Origin of the sequence: Streptomyces tardus (assembly GCF_018101125.2) — a bacterium.
GTDB classification, from domain to species: domain Bacteria; phylum Actinomycetota; class Actinomycetes; order Streptomycetales; family Streptomycetaceae; genus Streptomyces; species Streptomyces tardus.
In genome coordinates, this window is the sequence record NZ_JAELVF020000004.1 from 231,496 (window position 1) to 249,515 (window position 18,020).

Genomic DNA, 18,020 nt, shown 5'->3' on the forward strand with positions numbered 1-18,020 from the left:
GCGCGTCGGGCCCGGTGAGCGTCGGCTCGGGAGGCCGTGGGAAGCCGTAGGAGGTCGTGGGAGGTCGTACGCGCCGGCGGTGTCGTACGGGCCGCGAGCGTCGCACAAGCCCGGTGGGCCGTACGAGCCGGTGGACGTACGCCGGGTCAGTACAGGCGTACGTCCACCAGGAGCGCCTGGTGGTCGCTGCCGGACAGCTCGAAGAACTGCGCGTCCACCGGGGTCAGCCCCTCGCTCACCAGCACATGGTCGATCTGCGCGCCGAGCGGCGGCGAGAACGGCACCGGCCAGGTCGGGGTGCGTGAACGTCCCAGCAGCCGGGCGCTGTCGCGCATTCCGGTGTCGACGATGGCACGGAACGCCGCATGGTCCTGGGAGGCGTTGAAGTCGCCCGCCATGATGGTCGAGGTCTCTCCCCGCCCGCTCGCCATCGCGCGCAGCGCCCCCAGCTCACGACGCCAGGAGTCCATGGAGTCCGGCATCGGCGGCATCGGATGCGCGACCTGGAACCTCACGTCGATGCCCGCCACATCGGCGACGGCGCTCGGCATCGACAGCTCGCCCGGTACCCGCGCCCCCGCGGCGAGCGGGTAGACGCTCAACACCGCGGAGCCCTCGGCCGGTTCGTTCCCGGTGATGACCTGGTGCGGGTAGGTGCGGCGCACCTCCGCGCTGCGCAGCGTCCGCGCGCAGCCGCTGTCGCACTCCTGGACCGAGACCAGATGTGGCCGGTGGCTGCGCAGCGCCTCCAGGAAGGCGTCCATCGCCTCGCCGAAGCGGAGGTTCGCGGTCAGGACCCGGATCTGCGCGCTCGGCTCCCGGGAGGGTACGGTCTGGCCGCTTCCGTAGGGCTGGAGGAACCAGGCGGTCGTACCGAGCAGCGCGAGGGACCAGGCAACCAGCAGAAAACGCCTGGCCACCACGGCGGCCAGCAGCGCCAGCCAGCCGGGGGCGAGGAACCAGGGCAGAAACGCGAGCAGTTGGGGCACCGGCGTCGGGCCGTCGACGTCCATGGCCCGTGCCACCGCGGGCACCGTGCCGGGGATCAGCAGGAGCACCGCGAGCCAGGCGGCGAAGCTCCGCCGTCCTCGGCGCGACCGGGCGGCGGGCCGCGCGGGGCTCGGCGCGACCCGGTCGGGCGCGTAGCGGCTGCGGTGTTGGCTCTCCCCCGTGTACACCCCTCGATACTGCCCTATGCGGCAGCGGGACAGCTCCATGCGGCACGAGTCCCGGCCCGTCTCTGTCCCGAGCCTCTCGTGGATTCGTCCCGGGCGGCCGGTGCCGTCTGCGTGCCGGTCCCGGCCGCCCGAGCTAGGAGTTACGCCGCGCCCTGCGCCATCATCTCGCCCCAGCCCGACTGGACCATCGTCTGGAACCGCCAGCCCTCCGGGGTGCGGACGAGGATGTCGGCGTAGTCGAGCTGGTACGACACACCGGCCGCGGTCATGGTGGAGCGGGTGAAGACCACGGCGAGCGAGCCGCCGAGGAAGAAGGGGGTGCGGGTCGCTTCGAAGGCCACGTCGTCACCGCCGCCCATCACCTCGCCCATCACGCTCAGGTACTGCTCGCGGCTCCACTGGCCGCACCAGGGAGTGCCGGAGGAGTCGTCGGTCACCAGGTTCAGCGGGAAGTGCGCCAACTCGGCCAGCTTGGCTGTCTCGCCCCGGGCGGCGCAGGCGTCGTAGTGCGTGAACCACTCGCGCAGAGTGCACAGCTCCTCCTCGGTCGGGGCGTGGCCGGTGACGGACTCGGTGGGGATGTCGGTACGGAAGGTCATGCAGTCGCCGCTCCTTCGGCCGGGTCTGCGCGGGCAGTGTCGAAAGTAAGCCTCGCGGAGCGTTTAGTCAAATTTGATTAGTGAAGGGTGGCGCCGCCCCGCCCCGGGCCGCGCGGGTGGTGCGCGGTGTCCGGGGCCGGGGCGGCGCGGTCGGTGTCCGGCGGCGCGGACGGCCGTACGTGCCCGGCGGCGTGCGTACGGGCGCGCACGGGCGCCGCGGTTGCGGAGCCCGAAGTCCCGCCGCTGCGGCGGGACTTCGGTGCGGCCTCAGGACTTCAGCGGCGCGATGGCGGTCGGCGCGTGCGCCGCCTCGGTCGCCAGCTCCTCGAACTCGCTGATGTCGCTGATGTCCGCGGTCCTGCTCATCGCGATGTTGGTGACCCGCTCCAGGATCGCCTCCACCACGACCGGAACGCGGTGCTCCCGGGCCAGCTCGGCCGCCTCCTCGAAGGCGCGGCCCAGCTCGGCGGGGTCGGTGACCCGGATCGCCTTGCACCCCAGGCCTTCGACCACGCGGACGTGGTCGACGCCGTAGACGCCGAGCTCGGGGGCGTTGATGTTCTCGAACTCCAGGTTCACCTGGAAGTTGATGTCCAGTCCGATCTGCGCCTGGCGGATCAGTCCGAGGTAGGAGTTGTTCACCAGCACGTGCACGTACGGGATGCGGTGCTGGGCGCCGACCGCCAGCTCCTCGATCATGAACTGGAAGTCGTAGTCCCCGGACAGGGCGACGACCGGGCTGTCCGGATCGGCCACCGCCACGCCGAGGGCGGCCGGGACCGTCCAGCCGAGCGGGCCGGCCTGGCCGCAGTTGATCCAGTGCCGGGGCCGGTAGACGTGCAGCATCTGGGCGCCGGCGATCTGGGAGAGGCCGATCGTGGAGACGTAGCGCGTCTGCGGGCCGAACGCCCGGTTCATCTCCTCGTAGACCCGCTGCGGCTTGATCGGGATGTCGTCGAAGTGCGTACGGCGCTGCAGCTCCGCCCTGCGGCGCTGGGTCGCGGCCGACCACTGCGTGCGGTCCGGGAGTTCACCCGCCGCCTTCAGCTCGCGCGCCACCTCGACGAAGAGCTCCAGCGCGGCTCCCGCGTCCGAGGTGATGCCGAAGTCGGGGGCGAAGATCTTGCCGATCTGGGTCGGCTCGATGTCGACGTGCACGAACTTCCGGCCGCGGGTGTACACGTCCAGCTTGTAGCCGGTGTGCCGGTTCGCCCAGCGGTTGCCGATGCCGAGCACGAAGTCGGAGTCGAGGAAGTTCGCGTTGCCGTAGCGGTGCGCGGTCTGGATGCCGACCATGCCCGCGTTCAGCTCGTGGTCGTCCGGAATCGTGCCCCAGCCCATCAGGGTCGGGATCACCGGAGTGCCGGTCAACTCCGCGAACTCCACGAGCAGTTCGCTCGCGTCCGCGTTCACCACGCCGCCGCCGGCGACGATCACCGGGCGCTCGGACGCGGCCAGCATCCGCACGGCCTTCTCTGCCTGGGCGCGGGTGGCGGAGGGGCGGTACGGCGTCAGCGGCTCGTACAGCTCCGGATCGAACTCGATCTCGGTGAGCTGGACGTCGATCGGCAGGTCGACCAGCACCGGCCCGGGGCGACCGGAGCGCATCAGGTGGAACGCCTCCTGGAAGACGCCCGGCACCTGAGCCGCCTCCAGCACCGTGGTCGCCTTCTTCGTCACCGGTGCGGCGATGGAGGCGATGTCGACGGCCTGGAAGTCCTCCTTGTGGAGCACGTGGGTCGGTGCCTGGCCGGTGATGCACAGGATCGGGATCGAGTCGCCGATGGCGGAGTACAGCCCGGTGATCATGTCGGTGCCGGCCGGACCGGAAGTGCCGATGCAGACACCGATGTTGCCCGGCGCGGTACGGGTGTAGCCCTCCGCCATGTGGGAGGCCCCCTCGACGTGCCGGGCCAGGGTGTGGCGGATTCCGCCGCCCTCCTGGAGCGCCTTGTAGAAGGGGTTGATCGCGGCGCCCGGAACGCCGAAGGCGTCGCTGACACCCTCGCGCTTGAGGATCTCGACTGCCGCGCGGGCAGCGGTCATACGAGGCATGAGTGCTCCTGTCTCAACTGCTCGGACCCGCGCCGCCGGACTCCGGGGGAGTCGGGGCAGGGCGGAATCACTGGTGAGGGATCGCTACTCGCTCCGCTGGCGGGGACGGTCACCGCATGAGCTTGACTTTCGCAATGCGAAATTAGCGTTCTGCTATATGGAAACAATGTAGGAGCGTGGTGGCGGGGGAGTCAAGGGCTCTTGGGCGGCTTCGGGCCACCGCGACCGATCACGGAGCCGGTCGGACGCACCCGGACGCGCGAGATCGCACCTGCGGCACAGCGCCGGTGCGGGACGGGGCCCGGCGGCGGGGAGGAACGGACGCGCAGGCGTACCGCGTTGACGCCCTGTCCGACGTGCGAGGGGGCCGGGCGCGGGCAGCGCCCCGCGGGTAACGGGTAGTCGGCGGCGGGTAGTCGGCGGAGGCAGAGGCGGGCAGGCCCGCGCGAGGGGAGGACGCGCCGAACCCAGCGCGGGCAGCGTGATGGTCGAGCCGTGAGCCGTGAGCCGCGCGCTGTGAGCCGTCGAGCGCTTGAGCGCTCGCGTCGTTCGGGCCGCCGGCCGGGAGCCGGGTCCCTGGGGCTCCTCAGTCCTGTTCGGCGATCAGCTCGTCGGCGGCGGTGTTGACCGGCTGCGGGGCGCCGGTGAGGTCCAGGACGAAGAGCGGCATGTCCAGGGAGTCCGCGCGCGCCCTGGCGTCGCGCGCGTACCCCGCGAGGGAGAAGCAGATCGGTAGGGCCGACTCGTTGAGCCCGTTCAGCCACAGCGTCTCGACGGCGCGCAGGCTGGTCGGCGTGGTGGTCGGGTCGACCCGGGCGACTATGCCGGGGCCGCGCAGGTCAACTCCGGAGGCGGGCCTGGTCTCCGAGGTGCGCACGTCCTCGAAGCCGAGCCAACGCACATAGCGTCCCGCCGTGACCACGGCGTCCCTGGCGGTACGGATCGTCACCGGGCGGAAAGCGGGTCGGCCCACCACCGGTCCCGGCTCCTCGGTGCCCGCCCCGGGCTGCGCCCGGCTGAACTCCTGGTCCCGCCAGGGCTCCTGCGGCTGCTCCCGGCCCTGTGCCGTGCGCCGCTCCGCGGCCTTGCCGCGGGGCTCGCCGCGGCCTCCCTCGGGCCGGTGGGCGGACTGCTCGGTGCAGGCGTCGGGTGTCCCGGCGGGGGAGTCCGGGGTGCGCGAGGGCTCCTCGGAGCGGAGCGGGAGGCGGAGCAACGTACCGCAGGAGCAGCCCAGTTCGGGTGCCGGCCAGTCCTGCTGGCGCCCGCACTCCACGCAGCGCACCCGCACCCAGGAGTCCGACCAGGTGCGGCGACGGATCGGCTTGGGTTCGGCCTCGGCGTGGATGTCAAGGCCGACGGGTGCTCCGCAGGCGCAGGGGTAGTGCGGAGGTGCGTAGGCGTGCTCCCGGCGGCAGTCCGGGCAACGTACCGGCACGTTCTCCGTCATCTCGGTCTTCCCTCCAGGGTCCCGGCGGCCGATGTGACGCGCGGGAACGGCGAGCCGGGGCTTGTGCGCGTCCTCGCGGGCGCGGGCGGCCCCGTGCCGCGGGCGAGTCGGCCTCATCGAGTGATGTTCACCCGGAGCCGGTCACCGAAACCAGATGACTGATGCGCGTTCGGTGACACGGCAGGCCCCGTCCCCCGTGAACCACGGGACGAACGGGGCCTGCCGGGAGGGAAGTGGTCGCCCGGCGGGGCGAGCTGGGCGCGACAGGACGTTCGCACCGCCGGGCAGCTTGTGAGGGTGTTCCCGTATCGCCGGTCACCCCTCCACCGGATGTGTACGACCGGCGATACGGGAATCGCGTGCGAGCCGACCTCCCAATCAGCTCTCACGCAGCTCGCGCACCGCTTCCTCGACGCGGCGGCCGTACTCGGGGTCGGCGGCGCGGAAGTGGGCGAGGTTCTTCTCCACGACGTCGTCGCGGGTCACCTGGGACAGGCCGCCGGCGATGTTCGCGACCAGGCGCTGCTGCTCGTCCTCGGACATCAACCGGTAGAGCTCACCGGCCTGGTGGAAGTCGTCGTCCTTGGTGTGGGCGACCGGCGCGTGGTTGCCCGTGTGGCCGACAAGGGCGTACGGGGCGGACAGCGGCTGGTCGCTCTGCACGGGACCCTGGTGGGAGTTGGGCTCGTAGTTCTTGGCGTACCGGCCCTGCGGGTTGGTGGCCATCAGGCCGTCGCGGCCGTGGTTCTCGGCGGTGGTGGCCCTGGGCGCGTTGACCGGGAGCTGGGTGTGGTTGACGCCCAGCCGGTAGCGGTGCGCGTCGGCGTAGGCGAAGAGCCGGCCCTGGAGCATCTTGTCCGGCGAGGGGCCGATGCCGGGGACGAAGTTGTTCGGCGAGAAGGCCGACTGCTCGACCTCGGCGAAGACGTTGTCCGGGTTGCGGTCCAGCACCAGGCGGCCGACGCGCTGGAGCGGGTAGTCCGCGTGCGGCCACACCTTGGTGAGGTCGAACGGGTTGAAACGGTAGTCCGCGGCCTCGGCGGCGGGCATGACCTGCACGTACAGCGTCCAGGACGGGTGCACACCGCGTTCGATCGCCTGGAGCAGATCGGTCTGGTGGCTGTTGGCGTCCTTGCCGACCTGCTCGGCCGCCTGCTCGCTGCTCAGGCTGCGGACACCCTGGTTGGTCTTGAAGTGGTACTTGACGAAGAACGCCTCGCCGGCCTCGTTCGTCCACTGGTACGTGTGTGAGCCGTAGCCGTTCATGTGGCGGTAGGAGGCCGGGATGCCGCGGTCGCCCATCAGCCAGGTGACCTGGTGGGTCGCCTCCGGGGCGTGTGCCCAGAAGTCCCAGACGTTGTCCGGCTCCTGGCGGCCGGTGAACGGGTCGCGCTTCTGCGAGTGGATGAAGTCCGGGAACTTCAGCGGGTCCTTGATGAAGAACACCGGGGTGTTGTTGCCGACCAGATCGTAGTTGCCCTGCTCGGTGTAGAACTTCAGCGCGAAGCCGCGCGGGTCGCGTACGGCGTCGGCGCCGCCGAGGCTGTCGGCCACGGTCGAGAAGCGCAGGAACACCTCGGTGCGCTTGCCGATGGTGTCCAGGAAGGCGGCGCGGGTGAACTCCGTGACGTCGTCGGTCACTTCGAAGTGGCCGTAGGCACCCGAGCCGCGGGCGTGCACGACGCGCTCCGGGATGCGCTCGCGGTTGAAGCGGGCGAGCTTCTCCAGCAGGTGCTGGTCCTGGAGGAGCAGCGGGCCGCCTGCGCCGGCGGAGGCGGAGTTCTGGTTGTCCGCGACCGGTGCGCCGGACTCGGTCGTCAGGGTTCGTTGCGCCATGTTCTCGGGTTTGACCTTCCGTGCGGGGCTGCGGAAGTCAGCTTCCGCGGATTGGGAGCGTATGGACGGCTGCCGCGATGCGTCAACAGTTTGTTGAAATTCCGGATGGCGGCGCCTTGGGCGCGACAGGACAGTTGTCGGCGCCGCCATCCGGAGATCGGGGGCGGAATCCGCGCAGCGGGCAGTGCCGGCGCGGGGCGTCGGTTGCGCTGTGCGGCACCGCAGGGCCTCGGGCCGAGCGGTGCGGACACGCACGTGGAGGGCGCGTCGCGTACGGGCGGCTCAGTGCGGACGCTCTCGTCGCGGGCGACATCTCGCGGGCGATCTCAACGTCCGTACGGGCGAGGCGGTCGGGCCCCTGCCGGGCGCGGCGGCGCGGCGGAGGTGGTGCGGATCGGGAGGTGGCAGTGGCCTGCCAGGAGCTGCGTGCGGTGCCGGAACCCCTGGGGGTACGGGCGCTCCCGGCGGTGCGGGAGCTACGGCCGCTCCGAGCGGTACGGGCGGCGCTTCCAGTGCTTCGAGGGCTACCGGCCGCGCGGGCTCGTGCGGCTCAGACGGCGTCGCCGGAGAGCCGCTCCACCGAGCGCAGCAGCGCCGAGTGGTCGAGCCCGCCGTCGCCCTGCGCGCGCAGCGAGGCCACCAGCTGGGCGACGACGGCGCCGACCGGCAGCGAGGCCCCCACGCTGCGGGCGGCGTCGGTGACGATGCCCATGTCCTTGTGGTGCAGGTCGATGCGGAAGCCGGGCTTGAAGTCCCGCTTCTTGAAGTTCTCCTTCTTGCGCTCCAGCACCGTCGAGCCGGCGAGGCCGCCCGCCAGTACGTCCAGCGCCGCGTCCAGGTCCACCCCGGACTTCTCCAGGAAGACCACGGCCTCCGCACACGCCTGGATGTTGACCGCCACGATCAGCTGGTTGGCGGCCTTGACCGTCTGGCCGCTGCCGTGCGGGCCGCAGAGGATGACCGTCCTGCCCAGCGCGTCGAAGATCGGCTTCACCCGGTCGAAGTCGGCCCGTTCGCCGCCGACCATGATGGAGAGCACGGCCTCGACCGCACCGGCCTCGCCGCCGGAGACCGGGGCGTCCAGCACCGACAGTCCCTTGTCCGCCCGGGCGGCGGCCTCGGCGACGGCGATCGAGGTCTGCGGGGTGATCGAGGACATGTCGATGATCGTGGCGCCGTGACGGGCGTGCGCGAGAACGCCGTCCTCGCCCAGGATCACGGTCTTCACCTGCGGGTCCGCGGGAACCATGGTGATCACCACGTCCGCATCCGCCACTGCTTCGGCGATCGAGGAGGCCGGGGTGCCGCCGCTGGCGGAGAGCCGGTCGAGCTTCTCCTTCTCCAGGGTGAAGCCGGTGACCGGGTAGCCGGCCTTGAGCAGGTTCTCTGCCATGGGGGAGCCCATGATGCCCAGGCCTATCCAGGCGATCCGGGGAAGTTCGTTGCTCATGTGTGCCGTTGCCTTTCGTGTGGTGCCGCCCGGGTCCCCCGGACGCGCGGCCGTCCCGCCGCGCGCCCGGAAGTCGCCCCCGGGCAGGGGGAGTTCGGGGTTGACGCCCCTCCCGGAACGACACCGCTCGCCGAGCGAGCCCTGTTCGCGGGTTCTCTGGGCGAGTCCTCTTCGTGAGTCCTCTGCGCGGTTCCCGGCGGGCGTCCTGCGGGGGAGGTGCCGATCTCGGTGAGACGTCAGCGAGCGGCGCGCAGCGGGGCCGGGAGCCAGGCGAAGGAGCCGGCGCTCGGAGCGTCGCCCGGCTTGTACTCCAGGCCGACCCAGCCCTCGTAGCCCGCCTGCCGCAACTGCCGCAGCAGATCGGCGAAGTCCAGGTCACCGGTGCCGGGTGCGCCGCGCCCGGGGCAGTCGGCGATCTGCACATGGCCGGTGACGGCGGTGTGCCGGTCGATGACCTCGGCGAGGTTCTCGCCGTTCATCGCCAGGTGGTAGAGGTCCATCAGGAACTTGGCGTTGCCCAGTCCGGTGGCGGCGTTCACCTGCTCGACGAGGTCGACCGCGGCCTTGGAGCTGACCAGCGGGCAGTGCGGCGACTCGGTCTCGTTGAGCGCCTCGATCAGGAGAACGGCACCGATCCGGTCCGCCGCGCGGGCGGCCAGCGTCAGGTTCTCCAGCGCCAGTGCGTCCTGCTCGGCGGGGTCCGCGTCCGGTGTGCGGTTGCCGTAGAGCGCGTTGAGCGCCCGGCAGCCGACGGAGGCGGCGAAGTCGGCGACGACGTCCACGTTCTTCCGGAACTTCTCCGACTCCTCGCCGGGGAGCGAGAGTGCGCCCCGGTCGGGGCCGGGGAGCTGTCCGGCGTAGAAGTTCAGGCCCGTCAGCTGGACCTCTGCGTCTTCCAACGCCTCGCGCAGCGCGTCGAGTTCGGCCCGGTCGGGCGTGGGGTTGTCCGGCCACGGCCACCACAGCTCGACCGCGGTGAAGCCGGCCGCGCGTGCAGCAGCGGGACGCTCCAGCAGGGGGAGCTCGGTGAAGAGGATCGAGAGGTTGACCGTGAAGCGGGTATCCGTGAAGCCCATGAGGTCGAACGCTCCTTCCGTATGGCGGAAGTGTTTTTCTATGTGGTGGAAGATTGCAGCGAGGTCGAGTGTGCTGTCAAGGGGTCCGTCTGGATTGTCCGTTCTGGGTGGTGGCGGCGCCGGGGGCGCGCGGTACCTTGAGCGCGTGCGATTGAAAGTGGAGTTCACGACCGAGCCGTTCGATCTGGACGAGGCGCCCCGGCACGCCGTGGTGGCCCGCGAGATCGCGCAGAACGCCGATCTGGACGCCGTCGACGTCGGCCCCTTCGGCAACACGGCCGAGGGCGGGGCGGACGAGGTGCTGGCGGTGGTTCAGTCGCTGCTGCGCAGGAGCCTGGACGCGGGTGCGGACCGCATCTCCCTCCAGGTCACCGTGGTGGACTCGGAGCAAGGAGAGCGTGAGGCATGAGCGGGGCGGGGGAGCACCCGTTCGCCGCGGCCGTCAAGCCGCTGGTGGACGCCATGGGCGGCGAGATAGTCGGCCCGCAGGAGGCGAGCGGCGACGATGTCGTGCTGAGCTGGGAGGGCGAGGAGGTGCTCGCCGTACGGCTGCCGCACCTCTCGGACTCGCTGGACCATCTGCTGGTCGACCTGGAGCGGCGGCACGGCATGCCGCTCAAGGACCTGGACCGCAAGACCAAGCAGTCCGTGGTGCGCATCCTGGAGACCCGGGGCGCTTTCACCGTGCGCCACGGCGTCGAGACGGTCGCCACCGCACTCGGCGTCAGCCGGTTCACCGTCTACAACTACATCAACCGCGACAACGGCTCCAAGTAGCCCCACCCGCCCGGCAGTTGGTCCGCGCCGGTGCGGCTTCGGCTTCGACCGGCGCGAGCGCGGTACGTCCCAGTGTGGGCCCCGGCGCGCGGGTGAGGGACTCGCCTCGAAGTCATCCCATCGGTCGTGAAGACGCCTCCGGATTCTGCAACCGGCCGGAACCCGGGGGCGGTTGGGGCGTCACCAGACGGGTCTGTCGGAACGCTCCCACAGGGCCGTCACGTGGCCGGCGAACCGATCGAAGAGGCCGTCCTCCGTGAGTCGTCGCAGATGGAGCGTCGGGCTCTCGTGTCCCAGCAGCGAGGAAAGGTGCGGTGTCACCAGCATCTGGTCGTCGAACCGGAACACCGAGAGAGCCACGTGTTGGTCGCTGAACCGCGCCTGCACACAGGGCAGTTCTCTGAGTGCTTCCAGTGCGCCGAGAGTGATCCGGATGCGCGTCGTCAGTGTCAGGGGTACGTTCTCCACGGCTTCCCGGTCCCGGGTGACCCGACTGTCCGGGTCTCCGATCAGGAACCGCACCTCGCAGCCGGACTCTGCCTTCTCGCGGAGGCGTTCCGTCAATCGCGGTTGCTCCTGCCAGATGAAGTAGTTCGTGTATCCGGCGTACTCGATGACGTTCTCCGCCTGGTCCACAAGGCTTGTCCAGACCGACGTGGGGCACGCGTTCCGGTACGGGTACGTAGCCACCACCTCGCGATCCGAGCCGCTCTTCGCTGCCTGCCTCACCCTGGACGGCCACAACACGGCAGCGCTCACCCCCACGACGGTTGCCACGGCCTCTCTCGTTCGCGGGTGTGGTACCCGGAACCTCGCAGTCTTCAACAGCTCGCGATATCGAGTGATTGTGCGGGGAGGTCGGTGGCCGTTCCCGGTGGTGGTGCTCGGAGCTTCGGCGCGCTCGCGCTCACCAGGCCCTCCGCAGCCGCTCTCGGGCCGGCACGCCTGCTCAGAAGTCGGCGTGGCGGCTGACTCGCTTCGGTCAGCGGAGTCCGGACTTCCTGGCCATGGCGGACAGGCCCGGCCTCGCTCGTTGGTGCGCGATCAGCATGACCCGGAGCACCTCGCGTGCCATGGGGTGCAGTCGTGTCATCTCGGGGGCCACTCCGAAGGCGGCGCCGAGCGATTCCTCGGCGCCACCGTAGTCGCCGAGGGCGAGACGGGCCCTGGCCGCGTCAATGTGCAGGCGGCCCAGGCGGTTCGGTCGAAGTCCTTTGGGCGGCTGGGCGGAGAACGGTTCCGCCATCTCCCACGCCCGGTCCGGCTGGCCGAGCTCCACGCGCGCCGCGAGCTCGTACAGCGCGGTGTTCCCCGGGCCGAAGGTCAGGTTGTGGAGCAGGCGGTCCTCGGGCAGTTGCTCGGCCAAGCCCTTGGCCACGTTCAGGTGGGATTCCGTGGCCGCGCGGTCGCGGTGTCGCGAGGCCAGCACCACGCCTCGCAGATGCAGCGAGCCGAGGATGATCACCGATGCGCTGCCGCGGGTGGAGGCGCCTTCGAAGGCGGTGATGGCCCGGTCGACTATCGCCAGTCCGTCCGCGTAGTCTCCGGCGCTTTGGTGAACTCCCGCCTCGTTCCAAGCGGTTGCCGCCTCTGCCGCGGGGTTCCAGGTGCGGGAGGAGGCCCATGACTGCCGGGACACGATGGTCTCGGCCAGGTCCGCCTGGCCAAGCCGGTGGGCCACGGCGAAGGCGCACCCGTACACGTCCGCCACGCGGGCCCAGGCCTTCGCGTCCCCACTCGCGGTGAACGCGGAGGCCGTCACCTGGCCGAGGAGGGTCGGAAGCAGTTCGAGCAGTTCGCCGTAGCGGGTGTCGGACCGCAGGGCGGAGGCTTTCGCCAGGTTGCCTGCCAGCACCTCCGGTTCAGGAGCGTCCTCCCGGGGGAGGGTGTGCCGCCTGACGGCGCCTCGCAGGGCGTTGAGCTGTGTCTCCAGCTCTTCGGGTTCCGTGTACGGGCTTCCGTTGAGGCGTCCGGTGCTGACACCCAGGGCCCTGGCAATCGCCGCGACGACCGGTGGTGTCGCGGCCCGGTCTCCTCGTTCGATCTTCCGGAGCAGCGACACCGATACGCCGGCTCTGGCCGCCAGGGTCTCCTGGCCGATTCCGCGCGCTCTGCGCAGGACGGCGATGTTGTCGCCCGCCGCAGGCTTCGTGCGATCCATCACTCCACTGTGCCAGGCATCCCCGGTCGAGGGGAGGCGGCAACCGCGCCTGGCGCCGGTGCAGTTGAGAGTGTGTCAGCCGAGTGTCAACTGATCTTGAAGATCGGTCGTTGAGTGTGGTGTCGAGATGAGAACGAAGACCCCGCGACTGCGCGAACAGTCCGGGGCGTGGCCAACTACCTGACTGGGGTGTTGACATGGCCGATCGTATCGAACGGTTGGTGGGGCGGCTGGTGCCGCTTGTGGACGGGTGTGTGCCGGGTTCGGCGGTGGAGGTGGCCGTGGGCGGGTCGGTGTACGACCTGCGGGCGGAGCGGGTGGGGGTGGTGCAGCAGGAGGAATGCGGTCTCGTGTGGTTGCGTCCGCCCGGCGGTGGCCGCGAGTGGGAGACGCGGCGCGAGGACCTGTGCGCGGTGGTGGAGCGGTGATTGCCGAGGGGCATCGCGCGAGTGCGCGGTGTGCGGCGGAGCGGCTGTGCGGGCTCCTCGGGCAGGCGCGGGGATCGTTTCGCCGGGGCTGGCGGTCGAGCCGTCTGTCTGGGAACTGCCGGGCGAGGGGGCGGTGCGGGTGGTGGAGTTGGGCCAGGTGCTGCCGGAGGTGGCGCATCTGATCGCCGATCTGCTGGAGGACGGGTTGCAGGCGCGCAGGGCGCCGCTGCGACACCGCCTGTACGAGGTGAACACCCGTACCCGGCGGCGGGGTGAGCTGCTGTGACGGGTGCTGGCGGCGCGCCGGCGAAGGACCCGGTGCCGCCGGTGACCCGCGGACGGGCGGACGGGCGGGTTCGGCGGCTCTGACCTGCGCGGATGCTTGGGGCGAGGCGTTGCGGTGCGGCGGTGGTGGCGGTCTCCGGCCGGTCGGTGGGGCGGAGAAACCCCGAGACGAACTTTCAACAAAGTGTTGACGTCCGGTTGTCGTGGGGTTTAGCTGTTCCCCAGCCCGAACGGGACCACCACGGCACCGCCGAGAAACTGGAGCCCCCGTGACTCCGAGTCCGACACCGGGGCTGACCCGGTTCAACGCCGCCGACGAGGCCGCCGCCCGCGCGGATCTCTTGGAGGTGTGTGCCTCGACCTCCTGGGCGGCCAAGCTGCTTGCCCGCCGCCCGTACGGCGACGCCGCAGGTCTCTTCGCAGCCAGCGACTCCGCCACGGCCGAGCTGACCGCGGCGGACCTGGCCGAGGCCATGGCCGGCCACCCGCCGATCGGCCGCCCCAAGCCGGGCGACCCGACCTCCGCCCGCGAGCAGGGCGGAATGGCGGGAGCCTCCGAGGAGCTGCGCGGCGAACTGCTGGAACTCAACCTGGCCTACCAGGACAGGTTCGGGCACGTCTTCCTGATCTGCGCCACCGGGCTCACCGGTGAGCAGATGCGCGACGCGCTCCGCGGCCGTATCGACAACACGCCGGAGCGGGAGCGGGAGAACGTCCGCACCGAGCTGGTGAAGATCAACCGCATCCGGCTGACCCGCCTCGCAGAAGGAGACGCGCACTCATGAGCACGGAGACCACCGCCTCGGTGTCCACGCACATTCTGGACACCAGCCTCGGACGCCCTGCGGCGGGGGTCGCCGTCCAGCTGTCCGCACGAAGCGGATCGCGGGAGGAGTGGAACGCGCTCGGGGCGTCGAGCACCGACGCCGACGGGCGCTGCAAGGACCTTCCGGCACTGCCGGAGGGCACCGCCCACGTGCGGCTGGTCTTCGAGGTCGAGCCGTACTTCACCTCCCGCAACGCCGGAACCACCGACAACGAGGGCGCCAATGCCGCATCCGGCGCCCAACCGCCCACCCACAACGACGACTTCACCAGGCAAGCCGAGGAACAGCAGGACGCCCCCCGCGCAAGGGACAGCGGTGTCTTCTTCCCCGAGGTCACGATCGTCTTCGCGGTCGTCCCGGGCGAGCACTACCACGTACCGCTGCTGCTCAACCCGTTCGGCTACTCCGTGTACCGAGGGAGCTGACGACCGAGATGACTGCTACTTCTCGCACCAACCCGAGCCACCGCGGCCGGCCGACCATGCTGGGCCAGAACCAGTACGGCAAGGCCGAGAACCGCGTCGTCAAGATCACCCGTGACGGCGACACCCACCACATCAAGGACCTGAACGTCTCCGTAGCCCTCTCCGGCGACATGGAGGACGTGCACTACTCCGGCTCCAACGCCAACGTGCTGCCGACCGACACCACCAAGAACACGGTGTACGCCTTCGCCAAGAAGTACGGCATCGAGTCCGCGGAGCAGTTCGGCATCCACCTCGCCCGTCACTTCGTCGACTCCCAGGAGCCCATCCACCGGGCGCGCATCCGGATCGAGGAGTACGCCTGGGAGCGGATCGAGAACTCCGACTCCGGCTCGCAGTTCATCGGCGCCGACGAGGTCAAGCACTCCTTCGTGCGACAGGGTCAGGAGACCCGCACCGCGCAGATCACCTACGACGGTGAGCGCTGGGAGGTCTTCTCGGGGCTGAAGGACCTCACGGTCATGAACTCCACCAACTCGGAGTTCTGGGGCTATGTGAAGGACCGGTACACCACCCTCAAGGAGGCGTACGACCGCATCCTGGCCACCGAGGTCACCGGGGTCTGGCGGCACAACTGGACCAGCGACGAGGACCGGATGCCCAACTGGGAGCGCTCCTACGAGCAGTCCAGGAAGCACATGCTGGACGCCTTCGCCGAGACCTACTCCCTCTCGCTCCAGCAGACGCTCTACCAGATGGGCGCACGCGTCATCAACAGCCGCAGCGAGATCGACGAGATCCGCTTCTCGCTGCCCAACAAGCACCACTTCCTGGTGGACCTGGAGCCGTTCGGCATGGAGAACGAGACCGCCGACGGCGCGGTCTACTTCGCCGCCGACCGCCCGTACGGGCTGATCGAGGCCACCATCCTCCGCGACGGCGCCGAAGCGCTGATCCCGGTGGACCTGACGAATCTCTAGCAACGGAACCCCGCACTGCGCCTCTGTTCGCAACCGGTGCGCACGCCCCCGCAGTTCGGGGCGTGCGCGACCGGGCGGCGGCGAAGTCCGGGGGAGGACGGGGCGGTGTTCGCGCGGCCCACCACCGTGTACGCCCGCGACGCTCCCGCTCCACGCCCCGCAGCCGCAGGCCCCGCGCGGGCAGAGCCCTGCACCCGCGGCTCCGTACTGGCAGGCCGCGGACCTGGAGACCTGCGGACACCGCGCACGGGGCGTCCGCGCACCGCCCGTCGGACCACGCCCGGAGACGGTGGCCCGCCCGGCGGCAGCGGCCCGCCCGCGCAGGCGCGGCGTCCGGGCCGCCACAACCGAATGTCCGCACAGGACGACCGACGCTTCCCACGGCAACCGCCGTGTGCGCGGACCGCGGCGCTCGTACCCACGAGCCCGCCGCGTTCCGCCGAATCAGGACTCCGGCCGGGAGGGACGGCTCCCGGCCGGTGGTTCAGGACCCGAGCGGGGTCCTGAACACGCTGCCGGGACGGTGTACGTACGCCGCAGTGGCACCACGTACCCGTTCCGGCAGCGCCCCACCCAACGCGCGGTCCACCCCTCCCGCGATGTGCTCCCACCCCGAGCACCCGGGGTGCCGGCCCAACAACTCGCACCACCTCCCTGAAACCCTCGCACCGCCGGCGCGGCGCAGTTCAACGACAGGAGGTCCGCAGTGGCCGCAGAGCCCGGGATCCATCAGGACCGCACACCCGACCCGGACCGCACACCCGACCCGGCCGAGGCCGGTACCGCCGAGGAGGGCGGCGGCCGGCATCCGGTCGACGAGATCCTCTCGCCGTGGAAGATGCTCACCAGCGGACTCCAGCACGTCGCCGCGATGTACGCCGGCGTCGTCGCCGTCCCGCTGGTCATCGGAGCGGCGGCCGGCCTCGACACCGGTGACACCACGCTGCTGATGGCGGCCAGCCTCTTCACCGCCGGCATCGCCACGCTGCTCCAGACGCTCGGCGTGTGGAAGATCGGCGCCCGGCTGCCGTTCGTCAACGGCGTCTCCTTCTGCGGCGTCGCGGCGATGACCGCGATCATCGCGGCCGAGGGCGGTGCGGCGGGACTGCCGGTGATCTTCGGCGCGGTGATCGTCGCGGGGCTGCTGGGCTTTCTCATCAGCCCGTTCTTCTGCCGCCTCGTACGGTTCTTCCCACCCGTGGTCACCGGCAGCGTGATCGCACTGATCGGTCTCTCGCTGCTGCCGGTGGCGCTCGGCTGGGTCACCGACGACGGCGCGGAGGGCGAGGGCGCCTCGGGCAAGGGTGTCGCGCTCGCCGCGATCACTCTCGCGGTGACGATCGGGCTCAACCGCTTCGGACGCGGCTTCGTCAAGTCCGTGTCGATCCTGCTCGGTCTGGTCGTCGGCACCCTGGTCGCGATACCCATGGGGATGACCGAGTTCACCGGGCTCGGCGACGCGGACCTGATCGGCTTCCCCACCCCGTTCCACTTCGGGGCACCGCAGTTCTCGCTGCCCGCGATCGTCTCCATGTGCATCGTGATGCTGGTGATCATGACCGAGTCCACCGCGGACGTGATCGCCCTCGGGCGCATCGTCGGCCGGCCCGCGGACGAGAAGACGATCGCCGCCGGACTCCGTGCCGACACCCTCGGCAGCGCGATCGCCCCGTTCTTCAACGGCTTCGCCGCCAGCGCCTTCGCCCAGAACATCGGACTGGTCGCCATGACCAAGGTGCGCAGCCGCTTCGTGGTCGCGGTCGCCGGCGCGTTCATGGTCGTCCTCGGGCTCTGCCCGCTCGCCGCAGCGCTGATCTCCGCCGTACCGCTGCCGGTCCTCGGCGGGGTCGGCATCGTGCTCTTCAGCACCATCGCGGTCAGCGGTGTCCAGACGCTCGCGCAGGCAGACCTCGGCAAGACCTCCAACAGCCTGATCGCGGCGGTGACCCTGGGCGTCGGCCTGGTGCCGGAGATGTCGCACGGCTTCTACTCGCAGTTCCCCGACGAGCTGACGATCATCCTCGACTCCGGCATCAGCACCGGCTGCGTACTGGCCGTGCTGCTCAACCTGCTCTTCCACCACGTCGGCAGGCGCACCCCGCAGGAGGAGGAAGCGCCCGAACCGGCCGTCACCCACTGACAGTTGGCCTCTCGGCTACGCCGAAGGGCCCGGATCCCGCACGGGGCGATCCGGGCCCTTCGGCGCGCCGGCGCGCGACGCGTCCCTCCGGCGCCCCGCAGCGGCGGGCGGGGTGCCCCCATTCGTCGGGGCAGCGCTCGGTACGGGCCCGGGAGTTCGAGGCCGGCGAGGCTCCGGCGAGCGCGCTCCCGGTACGGCCCGGCGGCGCGTACGGGGCGGGCGTGCGCGTACGAAGCGAGACGGTGACGTCGGCCCTGAGCCGGGAGACGGACCCGGGAGCCGGCCCGGTTCGGGGCTGGGCGGGGAGACGGACCGACGCGAACGAGCGGGTGCGGTACGGGAGTTCCGTACCGCAC

Annotated in this window: 17 protein-coding genes; 8 read left to right on the forward strand and 9 right to left on the reverse strand. The window is 70.9% G+C overall.

The window, feature by feature from the left end; all coding sequences use genetic code 11:
• Window positions 1–146: 146 nt before the first annotated feature.
• The 7 genes from JGS22_RS26590 to JGS22_RS23550 all read right to left on the reverse strand — a co-directional run bounded on the left by JGS22_RS26590 (window position 147) and on the right by JGS22_RS23550 (window position 9,641).
• Window positions 147–1,178: an endonuclease/exonuclease/phosphatase family protein gene (locus JGS22_RS26590; RefSeq protein WP_211038421.1), complete on the reverse strand. Its 1,032-nt coding sequence runs from the start codon at window positions 1,176–1,178 to the stop codon at window positions 147–149.
• Between the two features lie 140 nt (window positions 1,179–1,318).
• Window positions 1,319–1,777 (reverse strand): nuclear transport factor 2 family protein, encoded by a 459-nt coding sequence (locus JGS22_RS23525; protein ID WP_211038422.1) that lies wholly within the window; start codon window positions 1,775–1,777, stop codon window positions 1,319–1,321.
• Window positions 1,778–2,044: 267 nt separating this feature from the next.
• Window positions 2,045–3,832, reverse strand: coding sequence for a glyoxylate carboligase (gene gcl / locus JGS22_RS23530; protein WP_211038424.1), 1,788 nt, complete (start codon window positions 3,830–3,832; stop codon window positions 2,045–2,047).
• A gap of 586 nt (window positions 3,833–4,418) precedes the next feature.
• Window positions 4,419–5,279 carry a hypothetical protein gene (locus JGS22_RS23535; protein WP_211038426.1) on the reverse strand — a complete coding sequence of 287 codons (861 nt, stop codon included), beginning with the start codon at window positions 5,277–5,279 and terminating at the stop codon, window positions 4,419–4,421.
• A 378-nt stretch (window positions 5,280–5,657) separates the two neighbouring features.
• Window positions 5,658–7,115 carry a catalase gene (locus JGS22_RS23540; protein WP_211038428.1) on the reverse strand — a complete coding sequence of 486 codons (1,458 nt, stop codon included), beginning with the start codon at window positions 7,113–7,115 and terminating at the stop codon, window positions 5,658–5,660.
• Window positions 7,116–7,665: 550 nt separating this feature from the next.
• Entirely contained in the window at window positions 7,666–8,565 is a 900-nt protein-coding gene (locus JGS22_RS23545) for a 2-hydroxy-3-oxopropionate reductase (RefSeq protein WP_211038430.1), read from the reverse strand.
• A 236-nt stretch (window positions 8,566–8,801) separates the two neighbouring features.
• Window positions 8,802–9,641, reverse strand: a complete 840-nt coding sequence (locus JGS22_RS23550) for a TIM barrel protein (RefSeq protein ID WP_211038432.1) — start codon at window positions 9,639–9,641, stop codon at window positions 8,802–8,804.
• 145 nt (window positions 9,642–9,786) lie between these two features.
• On the opposite strand from JGS22_RS23550, the gene JGS22_RS23555 reads away from it, so the two are divergent.
• Window positions 9,787–10,050, forward strand: a complete 264-nt coding sequence (locus tag JGS22_RS23555; protein ID WP_211038433.1) for a thiamine-binding protein — start codon at window positions 9,787–9,789, stop codon at window positions 10,048–10,050.
• Window positions 10,047–10,418: a helix-turn-helix domain-containing protein gene (locus JGS22_RS23560; RefSeq protein ID WP_211038435.1), complete on the forward strand. Its 372-nt coding sequence runs from the start codon at window positions 10,047–10,049 to the stop codon at window positions 10,416–10,418. The genes JGS22_RS23555 and JGS22_RS23560 overlap by 4 nt, the downstream gene beginning before the upstream one ends.
• 180 nt (window positions 10,419–10,598) lie before the next feature.
• Here the strand turns inward: JGS22_RS23560 and JGS22_RS23565 are convergent, their stop codons facing one another.
• Complete coding sequence (locus JGS22_RS23565; RefSeq protein WP_308405866.1) at window positions 10,599–11,195, reverse strand: hypothetical protein; 597 nt, start codon at window positions 11,193–11,195, stop codon at window positions 10,599–10,601.
• Between the two features lie 205 nt (window positions 11,196–11,400).
• The gene (locus tag JGS22_RS23570; RefSeq protein WP_211038437.1) at window positions 11,401–12,579 is read right to left on the reverse strand and encodes a helix-turn-helix domain-containing protein; all 1,179 of its coding nucleotides are present in this window, start codon (window positions 12,577–12,579) and stop codon (window positions 11,401–11,403) included.
• Between the two features lie 197 nt (window positions 12,580–12,776).
• Here JGS22_RS23570 and JGS22_RS23575 point away from each other — a divergent pair, with 197 nt between their 5' ends.
• The 6 genes from JGS22_RS23575 to JGS22_RS23600 all read left to right on the forward strand — a co-directional run bounded on the left by JGS22_RS23575 (window position 12,777) and on the right by JGS22_RS23600 (window position 17,664).
• Window positions 12,777–13,007, forward strand: coding sequence for a hypothetical protein (locus JGS22_RS23575; protein ID WP_211038439.1), 231 nt, complete (start codon window positions 12,777–12,779; stop codon window positions 13,005–13,007).
• Between the two features lie 46 nt (window positions 13,008–13,053).
• Window positions 13,054–13,293, forward strand: a complete 240-nt coding sequence (locus JGS22_RS23580; protein WP_211038441.1) for a hypothetical protein — start codon at window positions 13,054–13,056, stop codon at window positions 13,291–13,293.
• Window positions 13,294–13,561: 268 nt separating this feature from the next.
• The gene (uraD, locus tag JGS22_RS23585) at window positions 13,562–14,077 is read left to right on the forward strand and encodes a 2-oxo-4-hydroxy-4-carboxy-5-ureidoimidazoline decarboxylase (protein WP_211038443.1); all 516 of its coding nucleotides are present in this window, start codon (window positions 13,562–13,564) and stop codon (window positions 14,075–14,077) included.
• Complete coding sequence (locus JGS22_RS23590) at window positions 14,074–14,544, forward strand: hydroxyisourate hydrolase (protein WP_211038444.1); 471 nt, start codon at window positions 14,074–14,076, stop codon at window positions 14,542–14,544. The genes uraD and JGS22_RS23590 overlap by 4 nt, the downstream gene beginning before the upstream one ends.
• Window positions 14,545–14,552: 8 nt before the next feature.
• Window positions 14,553–15,524, forward strand: coding sequence for a factor-independent urate hydroxylase (gene pucL / locus JGS22_RS23595; protein WP_211038445.1), 972 nt, complete (start codon window positions 14,553–14,555; stop codon window positions 15,522–15,524).
• Between the two features lie 706 nt (window positions 15,525–16,230).
• Entirely contained in the window at window positions 16,231–17,664 is a 1,434-nt protein-coding gene (locus tag JGS22_RS23600) for a nucleobase:cation symporter-2 family protein (RefSeq protein ID WP_372454351.1), read from the forward strand.
• The last annotated feature ends 356 nt before the right edge of the window (window positions 17,665–18,020 follow it).

Coding starts and splice junctions, on each gene's coding strand:
- JGS22_RS23525 (WP_211038422.1), bottom strand. CDS start 1,777: ATGACCTTCCGTACCGACATCCCCACCGAGTCCGTCACCGGCCACGCC.
- gcl (WP_211038424.1), bottom strand. CDS start 3,832: ATGCCTCGTATGACCGCTGCCCGCGCGGCAGTCGAGATCCTCAAGCGC.
- JGS22_RS23535 (WP_211038426.1), bottom strand. CDS start 5,279: ATGACGGAGAACGTGCCGGTACGTTGCCCGGACTGCCGCCGGGAGCAC.
- JGS22_RS23540 (WP_211038428.1), bottom strand. CDS start 7,115: ATGGCGCAACGAACCCTGACGACCGAGTCCGGCGCACCGGTCGCGGAC.
- JGS22_RS23545 (WP_211038430.1), bottom strand. CDS start 8,565: ATGAGCAACGAACTTCCCCGGATCGCCTGGATAGGCCTGGGCATCATG.
- JGS22_RS23550 (WP_211038432.1), bottom strand. CDS start 9,641: ATGGGCTTCACGGATACCCGCTTCACGGTCAACCTCTCGATCCTCTTC.
- JGS22_RS23560 (WP_211038435.1), top strand. CDS start 10,047: ATGAGCGGGGCGGGGGAGCACCCGTTCGCCGCGGCCGTCAAGCCGCTG.
- JGS22_RS23570 (WP_211038437.1), bottom strand. CDS start 12,579: ATGGATCGCACGAAGCCTGCGGCGGGCGACAACATCGCCGTCCTGCGC.
- JGS22_RS23575 (WP_211038439.1), top strand. CDS start 12,777: ATGGCCGATCGTATCGAACGGTTGGTGGGGCGGCTGGTGCCGCTTGTG.
- JGS22_RS23590 (WP_211038444.1), top strand. CDS start 14,074: ATGAGCACGGAGACCACCGCCTCGGTGTCCACGCACATTCTGGACACC.
- pucL (WP_211038445.1), top strand. CDS start 14,553: ATGACTGCTACTTCTCGCACCAACCCGAGCCACCGCGGCCGGCCGACC.